This is a genomic window from Xenorhabdus doucetiae, from assembly GCF_000968195.1.
Lineage (GTDB): Bacteria > Pseudomonadota > Gammaproteobacteria > Enterobacterales > Enterobacteriaceae > Xenorhabdus > Xenorhabdus doucetiae.
The window spans coordinates 640,110-657,916 of record NZ_FO704550.1; the positions used below are offsets into that span (position 1 = coordinate 640,110).

17 protein-coding genes and 3 pseudogenes are annotated in these 17,807 nt (G+C 44.2%); 9 read left to right on the forward strand and 11 right to left on the reverse strand.

The genetic code is table 11. The features are described 5' to 3' along the window. The first annotated feature begins 58 nt into the window (after positions 1-58). Both XDD1_RS03140 and XDD1_RS03145 read left to right on the forward strand, forming a co-directional pair. The gene (locus XDD1_RS03140) at positions 59-583 is read left to right on the forward strand and encodes an RNA 2'-phosphotransferase (protein ID WP_045968594.1); all 525 of its coding nucleotides are present in this window, start codon (positions 59-61) and stop codon (positions 581-583) included. 36 nt (positions 584-619) lie between these two features. After that, positions 620-1,243, forward strand: coding sequence for a LysE family translocator (locus XDD1_RS03145; protein ID WP_045968596.1), 624 nt, complete (start codon positions 620-622; stop codon positions 1,241-1,243). Positions 1,244-1,300: 57 nt separating this feature from the next. Here XDD1_RS03145 and XDD1_RS03150 read toward each other — a convergent pair whose 3' ends face one another. Further along, on the reverse strand, positions 1,301-1,915 hold the full coding sequence (locus XDD1_RS03150) for a TetR/AcrR family transcriptional regulator (protein ID WP_045968598.1): 615 nt from the start codon (positions 1,913-1,915) through the stop codon (positions 1,301-1,303). Positions 1,916-2,033: 118 nt separating this feature from the next. On the opposite strand from XDD1_RS03150, the pseudogene XDD1_RS03155 reads away from it, so the two are divergent. Further along, positions 2,034-2,774, forward strand: a pseudogene (locus XDD1_RS03155) (MFS transporter); the annotation flags it as partial. A gap of 10 nt (positions 2,775-2,784) precedes the next feature. Here XDD1_RS03155 and XDD1_RS03160 read toward each other — a convergent pair. Beyond that, positions 2,785-3,822 (reverse strand): IS630 family transposase, encoded by a 1,038-nt coding sequence (locus tag XDD1_RS03160; protein ID WP_045973313.1) that lies wholly within the window; start codon positions 3,820-3,822, stop codon positions 2,785-2,787. 212 nt (positions 3,823-4,034) lie between these two features. On the opposite strand from XDD1_RS03160, the gene XDD1_RS03165 reads away from it, so the two are divergent. Continuing rightward, the gene (locus XDD1_RS03165) at positions 4,035-4,466 is read left to right on the forward strand and encodes an antitoxin PaaA2 family protein (protein ID WP_045968601.1); all 432 of its coding nucleotides are present in this window, start codon (positions 4,035-4,037) and stop codon (positions 4,464-4,466) included. A gap of 170 nt (positions 4,467-4,636) precedes the next feature. Continuing rightward, a pseudogene (locus XDD1_RS19805) lies at positions 4,637-4,738 on the forward strand (type II toxin-antitoxin system RelE/ParE family toxin); the annotation flags it as partial. Positions 4,739-4,829: 91 nt separating this feature from the next. Here the strand turns inward: XDD1_RS19805 and XDD1_RS03170 are convergent. From XDD1_RS03170 to XDD1_RS03180, 3 genes and pseudogenes are all read right to left on the reverse strand, one after another. Then, complete coding sequence (locus tag XDD1_RS03170; RefSeq protein ID WP_045968603.1) at positions 4,830-5,129, reverse strand: helix-turn-helix domain-containing protein; 300 nt, start codon at positions 5,127-5,129, stop codon at positions 4,830-4,832. Positions 5,130-5,138: 9 nt separating this feature from the next. After that, positions 5,139-5,384 (reverse strand): annotated as a pseudogene (locus XDD1_RS19810) (type II toxin-antitoxin system RelE/ParE family toxin); the annotation flags it as partial. 84 nt (positions 5,385-5,468) lie between these two features. Then, positions 5,469-6,869, reverse strand: coding sequence for an RtcB family protein (locus tag XDD1_RS03180; RefSeq protein WP_045968604.1), 1,401 nt, complete (start codon positions 6,867-6,869; stop codon positions 5,469-5,471). A gap of 286 nt (positions 6,870-7,155) precedes the next feature. On the opposite strand from XDD1_RS03180, the gene XDD1_RS03185 reads away from it, so the two are divergent. Continuing rightward, positions 7,156-7,422 (forward strand): type II toxin-antitoxin system CcdA family antitoxin, encoded by a 267-nt coding sequence (locus tag XDD1_RS03185; protein ID WP_052705633.1) that lies wholly within the window; start codon positions 7,156-7,158, stop codon positions 7,420-7,422. Between the two features lie 68 nt (positions 7,423-7,490). After that, the gene (locus tag XDD1_RS20325) at positions 7,491-7,610 is read left to right on the forward strand and encodes a CcdB family protein (RefSeq protein ID WP_408068285.1); all 120 of its coding nucleotides are present in this window, start codon (positions 7,491-7,493) and stop codon (positions 7,608-7,610) included. A gap of 233 nt (positions 7,611-7,843) precedes the next feature. Here XDD1_RS20325 and XDD1_RS03190 read toward each other — a convergent pair whose 3' ends face one another. From XDD1_RS03190 to XDD1_RS03210, 5 genes are all read right to left on the reverse strand, one after another. Beyond that, entirely contained in the window at positions 7,844-9,121 is a 1,278-nt protein-coding gene (locus XDD1_RS03190; protein ID WP_045968607.1) for a F390 synthetase-related protein, read from the reverse strand. Beyond that, entirely contained in the window at positions 9,118-9,924 is an 807-nt protein-coding gene (locus XDD1_RS03195) for an MBL fold metallo-hydrolase (protein WP_045968611.1), read from the reverse strand. The genes XDD1_RS03190 and XDD1_RS03195 overlap by 4 nt, the downstream gene beginning before the upstream one ends. Further along, positions 9,917-10,936, reverse strand: a complete 1,020-nt coding sequence (locus XDD1_RS03200; protein WP_045968612.1) for an NAD-dependent epimerase/dehydratase family protein — start codon at positions 10,934-10,936, stop codon at positions 9,917-9,919. Before XDD1_RS03200 ends, XDD1_RS03195 begins: the two co-directional genes overlap by 8 nt. Next, positions 10,933-11,931, reverse strand: coding sequence for a 3-oxoacyl-[acyl-carrier-protein] synthase III C-terminal domain-containing protein (locus XDD1_RS03205; RefSeq protein ID WP_045968614.1), 999 nt, complete (start codon positions 11,929-11,931; stop codon positions 10,933-10,935). Before XDD1_RS03205 ends, XDD1_RS03200 begins: the two co-directional genes overlap by 4 nt. A 364-nt stretch (positions 11,932-12,295) precedes the next feature. Then, positions 12,296-12,949: a phosphatase PAP2 family protein gene (locus XDD1_RS03210; RefSeq protein WP_045968616.1), complete on the reverse strand. Its 654-nt coding sequence runs from the start codon at positions 12,947-12,949 to the stop codon at positions 12,296-12,298. A 1,225-nt stretch (positions 12,950-14,174) separates the two neighbouring features. Between XDD1_RS03210 and XDD1_RS03220 the strand changes: the two genes are divergently transcribed. After that, positions 14,175-15,065 (forward strand): hypothetical protein, encoded by an 891-nt coding sequence (locus XDD1_RS03220; RefSeq protein WP_045968622.1) that lies wholly within the window; start codon positions 14,175-14,177, stop codon positions 15,063-15,065. Positions 15,066-15,326: 261 nt separating this feature from the next. After that, on the forward strand, positions 15,327-16,199 hold the full coding sequence (locus tag XDD1_RS03225; RefSeq protein WP_045968625.1) for a phosphorothioated DNA-binding restriction endonuclease: 873 nt from the start codon (positions 15,327-15,329) through the stop codon (positions 16,197-16,199). 23 nt (positions 16,200-16,222) lie between these two features. On the opposite strand, the gene XDD1_RS03230 is transcribed toward XDD1_RS03225, so the two are convergent. Further along, positions 16,223-17,791, reverse strand: coding sequence for an ATP-binding cassette domain-containing protein (locus tag XDD1_RS03230; RefSeq protein WP_045968627.1), 1,569 nt, complete (start codon positions 17,789-17,791; stop codon positions 16,223-16,225). Positions 17,792-17,807: the final 16 nt, after the last annotated feature.

The following is a 17,807-nucleotide window of genomic DNA, read 5'->3' on the forward strand; positions in this document are numbered from 1 at the left end:
AAAAATTGGATATAAGAGCATGGGAATATAGATGAATTAAGCTTTAGATAATATATGCATGCACGCAGTATTACGCCATCAACCGGAATCTATTGGTTTGGTTTTGGATAATGAGGGATGGGCCGATATCGTCGCATTAATAAAATGTGCCGCCAGACACGGTAAGCGATTGGACTTTGCGATCATAGAAAAAATTGTTGATACCAATGACAAAAAACGGTTTGCCATTTCTGCGGATCAGAAACGCATCAGGGCAGTACAGGGGCATTCAACGCAGCAGGTGAATATTCGCTATCAGGAGAAAATTCCTCCTGCGGTTTTGTATCATGGTACAGCCACCCGTTTTTTGGCTTCGATTTTTAAACAGGGGTTGATAGCCGGAACACGGCACTATGTGCATTTATCGGCGGATAAATCTACGGCGACCAAAGTGGGGCAACGGTACGGCAAGGCGATTATCCTGAAAATTGAAGCTCAGTTGATGTATGAGCAGGGCTTTACATTTCATCAGGCAGATAACGGAGTTTGGTTGACAAAAACCGTGCCAGTTGAATATATGAGTGTTGTTGAACATTTTCAGTAAACTCATTTTTCCCGACTTTTATCTTTGGAGATAAATATGACAGTGATGGATTCCCTGCTTGCATTTACTGTGGCAGCGACATTACTCACTTTGACACCCGGGCTGGATACCGCACTGATTCTACGGACAGCAACGGTGGAAGGGGGTAAAAAAGCCTTGCAAGCCGCCCTCGGCATCAATGCGGGATGTTTTATTTGGGGAGCAATGGTGGCATTTGGCCTTGGCACATTAATTGCAGTATCAGAGCTGGCATTCAACCTATTAAAATGGTGTGGCGCATTGTATTTATGCTGGTTGGGCATTCAAATGATCTGGCACCCCAAAAAGGATCTGGGAGGAGAAACCTCTGCTTCTGTTAAAGGCCAGAATTGGTTTATCAAAGGAATGTTGGGCAATGTATTGAATCCGAAAATGGGCGTGTTTTATGTTTCGTTCCTGCCGCAGTTTATTCCACAGGGGCACTCAGCCACTTTATGGACATTCAACTTAGTCGCCATCCATGTTTTGCTGGGTACATTGTGGTCATTATCACTGATTTATGCCACACGTCCTCTTTCCCATATATTGCGTCGTGAAAATGTCATTAAGTGGATGAATCGTGCAACAGGCGGATTGTTTTTGCTTTTTGCATTTAAATTGGTGATGAGTAATCGGCGATAAACTACAAGGTGTAAATAGCCGTAAATAGTTATGGGCTAATTAGGTGCCTATTGCTTATCAGGAGTTATTTATATTGGGATTCAAAATACCCATTATCTTTGTAATAGATGATTCGAGAACACTCAGAGGAATTCCATCTCTGGCCAAAGTTGAAAAGCCGAGTAAGAAACTATCGAACATGGCTGCAATGACGGTAGGATCACTTTCGCTTGCTAATTCGCCATTATTGATCGCACGTTGGATACAGAAAAGAAAACCTTCCCGTGTTTGTCTTCTGACATCGGCTAACAATTTTTGGATATGTTTGTGCTCCGTTGAACCGGCACTCGCGGATAGAACCAACAGACAGCCCTGAGGATGATTACGCTCTGTTTGCATTTTTGCAGAACGACGTAGAGCTAGCTCAATAGCCTCTTTGGGGGGAAGAGTTGTATCCCAAAGGCTTGCTGTCACATTACTACCATACGTATCGACATAACGAGTGACTACCTCTCTGAATAATGCTTCCTTAGAGCCAAAGGCCGCATAGAAACTGGGGGCTGTGATACCTCCCATTCCCGCCTTAAGCTGGCTCAGAGATGTTGATTCATAGCCATGTTCCCAGAACAACATCATCGCTTGATTGATCGCTTCATCACGATCGAAACTGCGTGGCCGCCCCATCTTAGCCATAATTACCTCCTTATTGAAAATAACTTAAATACTAGTCGATATAAAAGTCCTTGACAAGAGAACCTCATAGCCACTAGTTTTATATCGATTGATATAAAACTAGGAGGAGTTACCTTAGATGCACGAAAACACTTCTGCATTACCAGAAACGGAAAGTGAACGCTTACCTGTTTCTGGACTGTTGGCATTAGCAATGACCGGTTTTATTGCTATCCTGACTGAAACGTTGCCCGCAGGTTTGTTACCGCAAATTGGCATGAGCTTCAATGTTTCAGAAGCGTTAGCTGGACAACTAGTCACACTTTATGCTCTGGGTTCTCTCGTGGCGGCAATTCCGCTGACGGCTGCAACTCGCGGCTGGCGTCGACGGCCTGTCTTACTACTCGCGATTGTTGGTTTCCTGATTTTCAATACCATTACGGCATTGTCTTCTCATTATTTTCTGACGTTGGTTGCGCGTTTTCTGGCTGGTGTGGCAGCGGGTCTTGCTTGGGGACTTCTGGCGGGTTATGCACGTCGCATGGTGCCAGTTTCATTACAAGGCCGGGCGATGGCAGTGGCAATGGTGGGAACGCCAATCGCATTGGCCCTGGGGGTTCCTGTTGGAACTTGGGTAGGCAATCTGATTGGTTGGCGAGGAACTTTCGGTACTATGTCTGGCCTGACGCTGATTTTGGTGGCATGGGTGATGCTCAAAGTGCCTGACTTTCCTGGTCAAAGCGCAGATCGTCGAATTCCTGTCCATAAAGTCTTTACGACAGCAGGTGTACGTCCGGTATTACTTGTCATCTTATTCTGGATGTTGGCACACAATATTCTTTATACCTACATTGCTCCTTTTGTTATGCCGGCAGGTTTGTTATACCAATCTAACTTGAAGATGCAGGTTTTAAAATCTGAAAGTTGTCAGTCAGTCTAGTCGTGAGTTCTTTCGCTTTTTCTGGCAAAGTGACATGAAAAAAGTGACGAAGGGTTTCACGGAATGTCTTCGCATCCGGAAAATAAACATTGTTACGTACTTGCTCATTCATATACTTCCACAATCGCTCTATTGGATTGAGGTTTGGGCTGTAAGGCGGTAGGTAATGCAGTTCAATATTAAGGACATATGCCACCTCTTTCACCAATTCTGCCCGGTGGTAACCCGCCCCATCCAGAATAATATGAATTTTTTGCGAAAGTGGGTAAGTTTCTCTAATAGCGCCGAAAAAATACGCGATATTTTCGGCATTGATACTCGGGTATTCACGGATCACGGTGTCTTCAATTCGTTGTAAATTGAGGGCGCCCAGAAGATTGAGACGGGTACGACTGCCGGTGGTTTCGACCACTTTTACCTGATTTTTCCCCGCTTTCATCCAACCATAGCTGAGCTTTGTGGACTGCGAAGGATGCACCGCATCAATAAATAGGATAGGTTCATTCTGACCTGCCCGGTCTTTCAGAGACTGGTAGTCATCAATAAATTGTTGCTGCTTATCCGCATCGAATTTATGAGGAACGCCCTTTGGCTTTTTGTAGCTGAAACCTTGTCGGTGAAGCCATTTCGTCATGCCTCCCACGCTGAAAGACATCTGCCAACGAGCTCGTACATAATCCACAATTTGAGCGGTCGTATGCAGCAAATTTGCCGTCAAATAATCAACCAGATCGGCGGTTTGTTTGGCAGAGAGATGGCTTTCAGAACCGCCATTTTCGGGGGTGAGTTTTTCCTGCGCGATGAAATCTTTTAGGTGACGGCTTACCGTAGTTTCATGAATACGTAAGGCCTGAGCAATCATCTGAGCTGTCCAGCCCTCTGACGCCAAAAGCACGGCCTTGATGCGATCACAGACTCGACTATCACGAGTGGTATCATGCATCAATTCGAGGGCACGTTTTTGTTCTGGTGTCAGATGAATTTTCATGATTGCAAGCATGATCGGGTTTGGATAAGAAATCAAGCATCTTCAATGGCGATTGGTATAGGCCTCCAAAATAAAGTCTTCTGATTAAGTGCATTGAATACATTGCTTTTTTCAGCAAAAAACGCAAGCGGGTAAATTTTCATGGCGCAATTTATAATTAATCGCCATATAATCATTTATTAATTACATAGAAATAATATGAGGTATGCGCTATGGCAACGAAAGCCATTGATCACTCTACTCTTAATCAACTGGTTGAAACCGGTGCTGTTCATGCTGTGCATATTGTCGGTATGCAGGGAGGCTGGGCTTTAATGGTTAAATATGGTCTGGTGGAACATCCATTAGTGGCACAACGTAGCCGACAGATTCGCCTGTTTAAGAAGCTTGAAACTTTGGTGAATTATTTAAAAGAAATGGGTATTGTTCAGTTTGATGTGAATGCCGCGAATTATTCACCAGAAAGCCATACCCGACCAGATCGGGCAGCGGCACTGAAACGCGCGCATGAAGCAGCTGCTTATGATGTCTGGTTCAAAACGCAGGTACAAGCATCAATAGGCGATTCTCGTCCGGTGATTTCCCATGAAGATGCTAAACGTCAGTTCGCATCACGAAAAATGGCTTTGCGTAAGGAACTGTAATACGACTGGAATGGAAACCAATGGCGTTGGAAGACAGGGAAAAAATAATGAACTATATTGCCCGTGATAATCCACAGGCGGCGATTAAGCTGGATGACGCGTTTTAAGCAGCCGCTGAACGGGCAAAAGATAATCCCGATAGGTATAAATCCGGCCGACTCAAAAATACACAGGAAATTGTGGTTCACCCTCATTACATCTTAGTGTACAAGGCATATGGTGAAACAGTGACTATTTTGCGAGTACTGCACACATCTCAACAATGGCCTTAAAGGGCTTATAAAGAAACCGCTTATTTGATGGCAAGCCCTAAAAATGCCGACAGCCACCCTATAAAAAATGACAAGGTGGCTTTCATCAAGTTTATATTTGGAACGCCACTCGCTTACCTGTAGGCAGAGTAATATTGATGCTTAATTCTCCACCCAATGCTGTTACATAACGTTTCAATGTTGATAAACGAGGATCATTATCAGAGCTTTCCATTCTAGCTAACGTTGGCTGTTTTACGCCCATAGCCGCAGCTAACTCAGCCTGAGACAAATTCAGTTCCTCGCGCAATTGACTAAGAATAACTTCACGACGTAATTCCTCAGTACGAGCTATAATGCGCTCTCTGCTTTCTGGGCTACGTTTTGCCATCAGTTCATCTAAAGTGGACATGGTAACTCCTTATTTTTCCAAATGCTTACTGAACTCAGTATCAGCCAGTTTAATCATATCTTTATAAAAATGTTTTTCATTCATGCCTGTTTTATCACCGGCACACAGCACTATCACGATGTGGATCAAAAGCGAAGAACGCTCTTATCGGATTTCCCGCAAATTGAATCCTCAGTTCCTTATGTTGGGATATTTCGAATCCCTGAGAGTATCCACATGAGGACGTCCCAAATTCGGGCCAAACTCACGCAGAATGTTTCAAGAGGGAAAAAACAACTTTGCTACCGTTCAATTATTCATATCCTGTAGCCGTTTTCTGGCTATAAACTTAACCCAATATTACGCCTTAAACGTTATCCACGGCCTGACCCTTGCCACAGGCTGAATCAATCCCGCTTGTTCTTGAATTTCAATGACCGGGGTAATTGGTTTATAAGCGGCAGGGGCTTCTTCACGCAAGCGCTCACTTTTCAATGTAATACACTGCCACGGCAAGCGGCTATTTTGCCGGATATCCGGTAACTTACCGCGAATTACCTGACGCCGTACTGAACGCCCCGCTCCGTGCGAACAAGACCATAACCAATCCGAATGACCTTTTCCCTTTACCAAATAGGAATAATCTCCCATTGAACCAGGGATCAACGCCAACTCTCCTGCCCGCGCGGGCGTTGCTCCTTTACGATGGAGATTCATTCCCTGCTCAGGAAAAATAATATTATGCGAGAGGTCAACAATTAGCTTACTTTTATCCTGTGTAAATACTTTCTGCCACGCAGAACGCACCAACTCAGCCAGGACAATACGATTCGCCCACGCATAACGCGCTGCCACCCCCATCGCCAATAAGTATTCTTGGGCATGTTCAGCCGTCAAACCAAACAAACCGGATGCCGGATATTTTTCCGTAGCAGGCCACTGTGCCCTCGCTTTATCCGCCCAACGTTGACCAACGTAAAACCCGACGTCGCGTGAACCTGTGTGGATCATCATCAATACTTCACCTTCGCGCAAACCCGCCGCATAAGCGGCATGCCTGTCCAAAATAGTATCGACGATTTGCAGCTCAACAAAATGGTTACCTGAACCAACCGTGCCTAAACTGGCTGGGCGGATAATTTCCCGTTTTTCAAAAAAGGCTTCAGGCGCATATCGGCTATGAGCCTTTACTGCTTGTGTACTCAGTACGGCACTTAATTCGGTATACATCCGCTTGAAATCAGCCTGTTGCCAAATTCCCTGATACGGCAATTCCTGTAACCATGCTTCCAGTCCCTCATCAAATAAGGCGCTGAATGAGTTTGGCGTCACTGGCACATCGCGTTGATCCAGCAACAATATGTTTTTTAGCTGTTGAATCAGTGCTGCTTTCTGGGCATCGGCTTCTTGATAGCTCAATCCCGTTGTGAGCAAGCGCATACCACAATTGATATCAGTGCCAATCGCAGCCGGGATCACCAAATCTTCTGTAGTGGCTACAATACTGCCAACCGGTGCTGTTGAGCCTGGATGGAAATCCGGTGTTGCCCTCGCCTCACAAACCTTGGCATCACTGCCGGGAACACGTACTGATGCAAGATCAAGCAGTTGCTGTACCGCTCTTTCTTCCAATGGCAAGGATTCGGGTAACAGAACCTTGGCTTCAATTTGGTTTCTGTTGAAATGATAAATAGAGTTTTCGTAATGTGTTTCGATTCCCTGACGGGATAGACGTTTTTGTAATCGATTAAATGTAGACATGTTTGCTACCTAGAAAAACAAAAAACCGCTTCTTCCGTTTTGATGGGAAGAAGTGTTGTTTTTCCTGCAGCAGCACAAATTCAGGAAGGATTAGGAGCGGTATTTTAGTCATGAAGATTGGGATTGTAAAGGCTCCCCAAACAACTTAAAGAAATGACAACAACATCATAATACAACGTCAAATTAGAGCAGGTTTCCGTACCGTTGGGTTTCAAACCTCTTGAAGAAATGTATGAATCCACCATAGGCTTATGCGCATAAATTATACACATAAATGAGGTGCCACATGAAAAAACAATACGTTTCGACCATAGGCAAAAAGCGTGTTGGTAAGCGGAGTACCCATGTTTACCTGACCTCAGAGATCGTTGATGAAGCCCGTGAGCTGGGGATTAACCTTTCCGCAACGCTGGATAAGATATTATCTGACGTTGTTCGTGAAAAAAGAAGAGAACAATGGAAAGCCCAGAACAAGGCGGGGATTCACGCTTTCAATCAATTTGAGAAGGAAGCTGGGTTATTTACCGATGATGATGAATATGGGGTTATTTGATGGCTTAATACACTGTTTACCGTAATAAATCCCCTAAGTCGAGGATTCAGTATCCTTACATTATCAATATTCAAAATGACCTGTTAGACGATTATGACTCAAGAGTTATTATGCCAATCGCTCCATTATCGGATAAAAACTCGCGCGTTAAGACGCTAACTCCTGTGATTGATATTAACAACAAGTAATACGTTGTCATTACAAAATCCGTGACTACCATTGCTAAGAGTAAGTTAAAAACTGCGGATATCGTTTGTGTCATTCCGGGAATCCACTCAGATATCGTTGCAGCTTTGGATACTATCGTTTCAGGTAGTTAGGTGTAAATTCTTGCAAAACTGGCTTCACACTAACTGATTTTGTGTCAGTGCGAATGGGGGTGGACATTCCCCCATTTTTAATCAGGCACAAAATCTCCAACCTATCCCTTTTTTCGAATAATTCGGCGCCGTTTATTAAACAGATCCGGCGATATCGTCTGCGCGACACACTGCCACGTAATCTTAGCAATATCAACGCCTTGCTTGGCGAAATAATCGGTCAGCGCTGACTGGCACTGTTTTAGGATCGCCATATCGCAATCACCTTCCAGGCGCAGCAATAAATCCGTTTGTGTCAGCCGATAATCACTTGTCAGCGGCAGGGTATTGGCAATAATCCGCGAGCAAGGATCAGCAAAAATGCCTACATTGCCACCATCCTGCGCCGGCAGAATCAACTGATCATCGCTGCGCCCTTCAATGCGCTCGATCGCCCGTGCCGGATTGCCGCAAGCGCACGGGGTTTTCTTCACCAGCAAAATATCATCAAGCTGATAACGCACAATCGGCTGAGTTTCCCGCGTAAAATCGGTAATGATCGGGTTAAAACGCGATTCATCAATCCAGTTTGGCTCAATATGCAGAAATTCTTCATTCAGATGCAGCGTCCCATGCGGACAGGTACACGCCAGAAAACCTTCCGTTGCCTGATAAATTTCACCTACGTCCCGAAATACGCTCTGCAACAGTTGGCGATCTTGCGGCTCCAGCACTTCTGCCACCGAAATCACTTTCACCGGCGACACGGCGGCTTCACCTTGTTGGATCTTCAAGGCCAGCGCCCGCAATACTTGGGCAGGTGCCACAATAATCGTGGGTTGATACTCCGCCAACGCTTGTATCTGCTGATGAAAGTCAGCGAACAGATCAAAAAAACGAAAGGAGATCCAACGGTTTTGCACGCTGTCATAGAGATTATTGCCCGCCCGCAAAAACAGCGCGACCCGCTCACCGTGCAATAAGCCCTTTGGCAGCATTTTGGCGAGCATGATCCCCGCCCAAATGCTCCGCTCTTTCGGGCTGATAACGAAAATGCCGCGCTGCCCGGATGTGCCCGATGACATGCCAACGCTGAATTTGCCGACCGTAGGTCTGAAATCCCGTGACTGTTCGCTCAACCGGGCACAGGCCAGAAGCTCTTCACGCTTAAGACCCGCCGTGTTCATCTGGTCGAAATTTTCCATCATGATGGCTTTATTCATCAACGGATATTCCGCCAACGGTAAATCACGGTATGCGGAAAAATAGGGGCTTTTCCCCAGCACCTGATGCTTAAATCTGGCTAATGCCTTTAATTGGTGTTGTTCAAGCTGCTCGCGGTTGGAGAATTTCCACTGTTTCTTGGCCTTCCAGTAGTACCAAAATATTTTGAATATCATTGCAAATCTCCCTCATGGCATAACTGGATTGGGATCTGCTTTTGGTCAATTTGATGCAGCTTATGCAAGGTGTCGTAATAGGCACGGCGGTCATCCATAATGATATTCGCCAACATTGCAGGCCCCCGCAGTTCACGGTAATTCGTGGGTGACCAGGCGGCATCTCCCGCCAGCAATACCCATCCCTGCGGCGTCAATACACACAAGCCAAGGTGCCCGGCCGCATGTCCCGGCAGCGGAACGATCAATATCTGTTTCTGGCTGCCCGGCACGGCATAACCTTCCCCCAATACGGCTAATTCTTCCGGCAATGGGCTGGTTGCGAACCCTTCATAAAAATGGGTTCTGGATTCGAAATCTTCCGGGATTAGCCCCCGCACAAAGGCTTTTTTCAGCGCAGCGATGCCACGCAAGTGGCGGGTTTGCTGCCAACCTTGCCCCGAACAGATAAATTTGGTCTGCGGAAAATCCCGTAATCCGGCAATATGGTCACCATGAAAGTGAGAAATGATGATGCCCTCAATATCACGCGCCTGAATGCCTTCCGCTTTTAGCTGCATCACCAATGAATCTTTAGTGTCAAAGTAGACCGGCGTGACCTTGCGATATAAGCGGATGATCCCACTGCGGGTATGATCGTAAAAATGGCTGGCGTATCCGGTATCCAGTAGCCAACGCTTATTATTACACTCCAGCAACCACGCACGGGCGGGAAATTTACACACGCGAAGACTGGCACCTTTCAGTGCCATGCAACCGGGATGAGTGCAATATCCCGCCTCAAAAACACGCATCTTAACCATGTGAACCCGTCTGTTGGTCTGTCTGTTTCAGCCAGTTGGCCGTTAAATGAATACCTTCTTCCATGCTATAAATCGGCGAATATCCCAGTTCTTCCCGCGCCTTTGAGTTATCCAGTGTCATGGAGTAATAAGCTGCCCCAATACCGTAACGTGTCAGCAACGGCTCTTTTCGGGTAAGCAGGGCAATGCCTTCCAGTATTGCCGCAACGCCATACAGCAGTGGATAAGGCAATGATTTGATCCGGTAATCAAACTGCATTTCGTCAAATAATTGCCCCAAAATTTTTGCCAATGGCTGTGGTTGTTGATTGGTAATGTTATATATCGCGCCACTTTGCAACCCTTCGCGCTGAGTCGCCAGTGACATAGCGTGGACGACATTCATGACGTAAGTGATATCCAACACATTTCTTCCCCCTGCCGGCAAGGCCATAACACCTTTGCTGGCTTTAACCTGAGCCAGCAGGCGCGGCAACAACACTCGATCATGCGGGCCAAATAACCCACGGGGGCGCAGGATAATGTAAGTGGTATCAGGATAGCGGTGAATCTGTTGGTGTATGCACTCTTCCGCCAAAAATTTGGTTCGGGCGTAATCATTGGCGAAACGCGGGCTGCGCTGATCTTCGGTAATATTTTGTTGATGTGAGAAATTAAAATAGACCGCCGGAGTAGAAATATGGACAAATCGCCGGATACCCCCGATACCTGCCGCCTGTGCCAACCGGGATGTCGCCGTCAAATTGATGCGCTCGAATTCATCAGGATCACCCCAGGGCGAGGATTTGGCGGCACAATGCCAGACGGCATCACAATCTGACATCAGTTCGCTGGCTTCATCCACGGTTAACGTCGCCAGCTCAGCGCGGCGAAACTCCGCGCCCAATTGCGCCAATAACGCGCCCGCCTGCGGATCACGCCCGGTTGCCACCACGGCTTCACCCTGCGATAACAGGTAATCAACGGCATTGCGCCCCAACCCACTTGTTGCGCCGGTTACAAGAATTTTCATGGTCTTAAGATCATCTCACTTAATGAAAGACCCGCCGCCGTGCCAAGCAACATCACATAATCACGACCGTAATAGCGATCAGTCATCATGGCTTCATGCAGCGCACTGGGGATGGATGCCGAGACCTGATTACCGCGATAACGATAGATATTCACAAAGCGTTCATCTTGGATATTCAATCGCTTGAGAATATGTTTCAGCCCCAAATGACTCGCCTGATGCGGTACGACGGTATCAATATTAGACATGTTGAGATTGGCATCCGCCAGTACACGTTCGGTAAAACCTTCAATCAATGAAGCCGTCAGTTTAAACAGGGGCTTACCCTGCATCTGGAACAGAAAATCACTGTCTTCCATGCCAGTACGCAGATTCTTGCGGGTTCCGCCCGCCCGAATTTCACATAATTCGAGACCTTCCGGATAAGTTTCATGTTTGTAGGTCACAATCCCGCTTTGTCCATCGCCTCTTTCGACGATCATGCAAGCCGCGCCATCGCCAAAAATCAGCGAGGACTCTTGGTGTGACCAGTCAATGCCACGCGAAGCCATTTCTGCGGAGACAATCGCAATACGCCGATACTGCCGGGTCGCCAACAAGCCACCGGCAACACTCAGCGCAGAGATAAAACTGACACAGCTTGCATTAATATCAAAGCAAGCGATCCCAGCCTTTAATTGACTCTCTTTTAAAATATGGGCAGCGGAATAAGGTAAGGCTTGGATCGGGATGGCAGAAGCCGAAATCAGCAAGTCAATGGAATCCGGCGAAATTTGATGCGTTTTTAACGTATCATGCAAAGCCTCTGCGGCTAATTTAGCTTGAGACAATTTATAATCTGCATGATAGCGATATTCTATTCCAGAATGTTTTTCTACAAAACCACGCGGTTTATTTAACTTCAAGTCTAAATCGGAGGAATACACTTTGTTTTCTGGTAAAGCGATACCAGATGCAATGATCTTTAATGGGATCAATTCATGTGAGTTTTTCATTTTTTTATCACTTCCAAGTGTTAATTTTTTGTTTAATTTGATTGTCAGAATATGAAGTGGATTCTGAGTAGGGGTGAGAATAAATGAGTATTTATCAGATAGTCCGTTAAACAGGAAGTCTATATTTATGATACATCATATTACTAAATTGAAATATCCAATCCAGCCACATGAAAAATAAAAAGTTTTCTCAGTTCTTCCTTTCAATGCCATAAATTTTTTTTAATATGTCAAACATGTCATGAGATTTCACTATAGAATTTGTTGTGTCTATGTAAAATAAAGGTCAATGTTAATTAACAAATAAACCAACTTGATTTAATTCATATTAATAGTTATTTTGATTTTTTATTTCATTAGTGAATTATATAAATAACTTCTTTCTCTGACGATCAGAGCCAGTTGAGAAAGCCTGTAAAATTAACTGACACAGAATACCGGCCACAGCCGCCGTTAATATTCCCGCCATCAGGTCGATAAACAGATGCCGTCGCAATTGGATAATGGAAAAGCCAATCAATACTCCCCACGTTAACCACAGCCACCGCCGGATCTTTTGCTCCTTTTGCCAAAGGGCATAGACGGATAATACCGTCAGTGAAGCATGTAATGAAGGCAGACAATTTTGTGTCGAATCTATCATGCTCAAATAAGCCAGCAGGCGATCGGCGATGTTGTCACCTGCAATTGGCGGATAATCGAGCGTTGTCGGATAGAGCAAATAGATCACCCCAGAAAACAGGGCACAGCCCTGCATTGCCAACATCAGCCAGCGAATACGGGATAATGGGCAAAACAGATAGGCTAACGGTATTAACAGGAAGAATGAGAGATAGAGCCAAATACCGTTGGAAGAAAATGTGATCCATTCATCAATCACAGAAAGCGGCAATACCGTCGCGCGATCATCGGCATTCATTTGATAATTTGCAGTAAAATGGTAAACAACCCCAACCGTTCCCCATCCAAATAAACAACATAATAATCGGTATCCTAACCGTTCAATCGGGTAGTTCATTTTGATCTCCTTATTCCTTACCATTTGGCAATGCAAAATAAGATAATGCCCGTGTATATAATCATTCTATTTATTTAACTTAAGGTATAAATATGAAGAATATACTTTCTGAGTTCGGGGTTATAGTAGGCCATTATTTATCAGGCAATGGGGTGAACAGAAAGAGGATATTTCTTAATTAGCAGACAATTAACGTTAAATCCGATATTTCGCACCTAATTCTATAATATTATGATTTACCATCATATGGTTGTTTTGCTCTCATATGTTAATTGTTAGTTAAAACAGAATGTTACAACATCAATGTGGAATGACGATTTTATACTCAACTGTTGGATTCCGCTTGATTATTTGTGATATACATCACAATTTCACTAATCCAACTCTATATGTCTATATTCAAAACAATAAAAATAAAAGATATTGATAATCATTTCTAAAAATTTTTGAGGATACGATGAAATTACTCGTATTACATGTGACTCAATTCTCTGTTTTTTTCGTGCTGTTTGCGTTAGTAAATTATTTTTTTATTTTAAACAGGAACAAAAAGAAATCAATAAAATTTTCACTTATCATTTCGGCAATATATCTATTAACTGAAATATTTTCATTTCATTTTCTGATGGCTTTTTATTATATAAGCACCCTGTTTATGGATGTAAATGGATAATTTCGTTAAATAACACCTTAAGGGTAAATGATGATTTTTATTTTGCTACGGGCAGTTCAATTTGTTTTTTTATATTTAATATTTGCGGTAGTAAGTTACTTTTTTGTATTGGATAGAAGCTTGAAGAAGACAATCATACTGTCTCTCTTTTTACCTTTTATATTTACAATAACACAAATTTCTTCTTTTATTTTAGCAATCATACCTTTTTATATTTATGATGTTATTTCTAAATAGATTTTCATCATAGTGATAGCTTGCAATCTTGTCCCGCGCGATGCGCGGGACAAGATTAACTCCTGCCATTTTTAAACGCTATTTAGTTGAAAAAATAACCATGTATAAGATATTGTTATTATTGGATTCGCCTCATAAGCGACCGCCTTGCGAACGACAGTTTTAAATTTATCTGACATAAATATCATTATATTTCATAATGATAGATTAAAAATTAATTTCATATGTGATTATGACTTTTTGTTATTTTATTTTTACTCTTGAAAGGTGTAAGTTTGATTGTCCTAGCCCGACAATGTTATATAGGAGGTCGTTTTGTATAAACAGAAAAAAAAGAGAGATAGTCGAGTAATTTCCCTGAGAGATTCCATCAGAAATAAAAAGATAGAAATCATCCTGCATCAGGAGATAGATTTTACAGATTGTTATCGTAATAATAAATTTATCTTATTCGATAGTTATATTTGTGGCATTAATCTCAAATTCTTCGGCAAGAATGAAGAACATTCTGATCAAATTAGAATGAAGTTTCTTCCTCCCATTTGTTACGCTATTAATAAAGTTTATGCAAAAGTTAATAACTTATCTAAAATAATGAGAAATATTAACATTTATATAGGAGAGGAAGAAGGGAAAACTGAAGTTAGATGGCCAGCAAGAGAAGACAAAATAGCAGATAATACATCGATAACAAAAACAGTAGGTATTGGCATCCCCCATCTTCATATAAATGCTAAAAAAGTTAAGGAAATAAAATCTCCTCAATATTCCTTCTGGGGAAGGAATAAGAATATAACAGCTCGAATTGGATGGGGTGTACCAGATCAACTTTATCACGAAGCTATATCAGGAAGTAGGAAGTCATTGGAATTGAACTCCGAAAACTCAACAAAGGTCATTGCTGCCATCGTACATGAAATTGGACATATCATTCATGCACAACGAACCGAATCAAAAGAAAAATTTTGGCTTGCCAAAAGAATTGATCAACACAATATACATAATATCCCGGCAAAAATTGTTGAACAAGTGAGCGGTTATGCTATAGAGAAACAGAACTCTAATGAGTTTGTTGCAGAAGTTTTTACTGGTTTAGTGTATGGAAAAAAATACAGTCAAGAGGTATTAGAATATTATCAATATTATTCAGGGCCTGAACTCACTGGAATAAAACTTCCCGAATTACCACCTAATTGGAGTCCCTAAAGATCATAACGATTCATTTTCTTCAGGAAAAATTATTTTACTGCATTGAAAGCGAAATCGATTGGTTCGCGAATCAAATAGGGTTCTTGCTCCACATGAATCTCATTTACATGTCATTCTAAATAAAAGGTGTATGGTTTACGTTTTATTACTCATACACCTTATTCAACAAGTCATAACCCCTTCCAAATCCACCACTTGCCCTCTGTCACTTTTGCGAGCATGATCGCAATACCGTTACCCATTAATCAAACAACTTACATGCCTACCATCAAAGAGCTCCAAGTCGCTATCTCAAACCTTTCTATATGGCGCAAAGGTGATCAACGTGCACCACATAAGCCATTATTGTTGCTGTATGTGCTCTCTCAATATCAGAAAGGCCATGAACGACTGTTTGATTATGGTGAGGAGATCCACCAGCCATTACTGGCGTTACTCAATCACTTTGGCCCAAGACGCAAAAGTCACTATCCCTCCTTACCTTTCTGGCGCTTACGCGGCGACGGGTTTTGGGAATTGCAAAATAGCGAACGCTGTACACCACAAAAAGGCAGCAAGGAACCGCCAAAACGTGAATTGATTGAGTTCGGCGTCAAAGGAGGGTTCGACCAACAAAGTTATCAGTTATTACGCAAGAAGCCCACGGTCATCGATAAACTGGCACAACAAATCCTGAGTGAACACTTCCCTGACAGCATACAGGAGCTGCTCGCCAATCAATTAGATTTCTCTTTAAGCGATATCCGCAAAATACGTGATCCGCATTTTCGCCAGCAAATACTGCGCGCCTATAACTACGAATGTGCAATATGTGGCTACAATCTGCGACACGACAGCACTCCCGTTGGGCTGGAGGCGGCACACATCAAATGGAAACAATATGGCGGCCCCTGTACCGTCAATAACGGGCTGGCACTCTGCTCACTGCACCATTCCGCATTCGATATGGGTTCAATCAGTATTGACGATCACATGAAGTTACTGGTTTCAGAAAGTATTAATGGCGGCCCGATGGTGAAACAACTGTTTTGGCATTTTGCAAAACAGCCGATATTACTTCCTCAAAACAGAGATTATTACCCTTTGGAAAGTTTTATTACCTGGCATCGCAGCCAGGTATTTAAGCAATAATTGACAAAACAGTGTAGTTTTTCTCAATCAGAAAGATTCAACTCATGGGTGATACCGCAGTTTTCAACGAAGGCCTCATCATGGGAAACCAGCAGTAATGTTCCCTGATATTCACAAAGCAGCGCCTCTAATAACTGCCTAGAATCCAGATCAAGGTGGTTATCCGGTTCATCCAGCAAAAGCACGGCCGGAGGCGAGGGGCTATGTATTAGCGCCAACAGCGTGGCTTTCAATTGTTCTCCCCCACTGAGCTGGTTTAAAGGCTGGAGCGATTTATCCCCCCTTATCCGTAACATGCCGAGCTGAGTCCGCCATTGTTCGACAGAAAATGCACCTTGGTAGTGATGTAATGCTTCTGCAACTGGCAAGGTTTTATCCAGCAGGTTCAGGTGCTGATCGAGGTAACAAAAAGTGTCATTTATCCGATATTCTCCTGATACCCGCAGGGTTTCTCCACTCAGCACTTTCAAGAGGGTGGATTTCCCGCTGCCGTTACTGCCTTTGATGTGCCAGTGTTCTCCGCTATACGCCGTGAATGAAAGTGGTCCTGAATAGCCGTAGGGTAATTTAAGCCTTGAGGCAAATAGGGTGACCTTTTGTCCGTCCGGCTGGTAGTTCAGCACCATTTTTTGTTGCCGGGTATGGGTCTTTTTCTCATGGATCTCCTGTAATTGGGTTTGCAGGTTTCCCAACACCCGTTGATGACGTTGGGCAACATTAGACTGCCGCTGTTCTGCCCGGTTTTTCTGCATATCGAGTAACAGGAGTGACTGAGAACCACTGCGGCGGATAACTTCGCCTTGTCTGCGCCGCTGGGCGGCTTTTTGCAGGCTGGTCTGTTGTTGACGCTTTTCGTTACGGATCCGGGTATCCAGACGCTCAGAGGCTGCTTCAAGTGAGGCGATGGCAGAAGCCTTCTGTTCTGCATAAAGGGCATAGTTGCCGCCATATTCACAAAGTCCCCTATCGGTTAACTCAAAAATCGCCGGCATATGAGCAAGCAAAGCACGATTATGGGTGACCACCAGCGCACCGGCTTTGTGTTGTTCCAGCCGATCGGTCAACCACAGCCGCCCTTCATGGTCGAGATGGTTATCCGGCTCATCCAGCAGGAGAAAGTGATCGCCGTGCAGAAAAGCGCGGCACAGGGCAAGGCGGGTTTGTTGCCCTCCGCTGAGGTTTTGTACCGGCGTCTCCATCAATAGCGGTAAACGGGCGGAGTCCAGCAGGCTCTGCCATATCGCCGGTTGTTGCCACTGACCATCAAGTTGCTCGAAATCATCCATTGTCGCAGTTCCGGCTTCTACCCGCTGAAAAGCCTGACAGAGCGCGGTGACGCCCAAGGCATCGGCAAGGGTTTCTCCCGCCAGCCGGGTCAGTTGGTCAACATAGATAAAGGGTCTATTCCAGACGATATACCCTGAGGCAGGCAATAGTCTCTGCGCCAGCAGCCGTAACAGGACTGATTTGCCTTTTCCGTTACTGCCGATCAGGGCGGTTTGTTGGCAAAACAGTGTCCCGCTCAGGGGAGGAAACAGGTTTTTTTGATTAAATTCGATACTCAGTTGTGAAAAATGACAGGCTATTGTCATGCGTACCTCCTGAATA

Bases quoted from the DNA above. Each gene is read 5' to 3' on its own strand.
- XDD1_RS03170 (WP_045968603.1), bottom strand. From the start codon at position 5,129: ATGTCCACTTTAGATGAACTGATGGCAAAACGTAGCCCAGAAAGCAGA.
- XDD1_RS03140 (WP_045968594.1), top strand. From the start codon at position 59: ATGCACGCAGTATTACGCCATCAACCGGAATCTATTGGTTTGGTTTTG.
- XDD1_RS03195 (WP_045968611.1), bottom strand. From the start codon at position 9,924: ATGGTTAAGATGCGTGTTTTTGAGGCGGGATATTGCACTCATCCCGGT.
- XDD1_RS03190 (WP_045968607.1), bottom strand. From the start codon at position 9,121: ATGATATTCAAAATATTTTGGTACTACTGGAAGGCCAAGAAACAGTGG.
- XDD1_RS03210 (WP_045968616.1), bottom strand. From the start codon at position 12,949: ATGAACTACCCGATTGAACGGTTAGGATACCGATTATTATGTTGTTTA.
- XDD1_RS03200 (WP_045968612.1), bottom strand. From the start codon at position 10,936: ATGAAAATTCTTGTAACCGGCGCAACAAGTGGGTTGGGGCGCAATGCC.
- XDD1_RS03160 (WP_045973313.1), bottom strand. From the start codon at position 3,822: ATGAAAATTCATCTGACACCAGAACAAAAACGTGCCCTCGAATTGATG.
- XDD1_RS03230 (WP_045968627.1), bottom strand. From the start codon at position 17,791: ATGACAATAGCCTGTCATTTTTCACAACTGAGTATCGAATTTAATCAA.
- XDD1_RS03205 (WP_045968614.1), bottom strand. From the start codon at position 11,931: ATGAAAAACTCACATGAATTGATCCCATTAAAGATCATTGCATCTGGT.
- XDD1_RS03145 (WP_045968596.1), top strand. From the start codon at position 620: ATGACAGTGATGGATTCCCTGCTTGCATTTACTGTGGCAGCGACATTA.
- XDD1_RS03225 (WP_045968625.1), top strand. From the start codon at position 15,327: ATGCCTACCATCAAAGAGCTCCAAGTCGCTATCTCAAACCTTTCTATA.
- XDD1_RS03185 (WP_052705633.1), top strand. From the start codon at position 7,156: ATGAAAAAACAATACGTTTCGACCATAGGCAAAAAGCGTGTTGGTAAG.
- XDD1_RS03180 (WP_045968604.1), bottom strand. From the start codon at position 6,869: ATGTCTACATTTAATCGATTACAAAAACGTCTATCCCGTCAGGGAATC.
- XDD1_RS03150 (WP_045968598.1), bottom strand. From the start codon at position 1,915: ATGGCTAAGATGGGGCGGCCACGCAGTTTCGATCGTGATGAAGCGATC.
- XDD1_RS03165 (WP_045968601.1), top strand. From the start codon at position 4,035: ATGGCAACGAAAGCCATTGATCACTCTACTCTTAATCAACTGGTTGAA.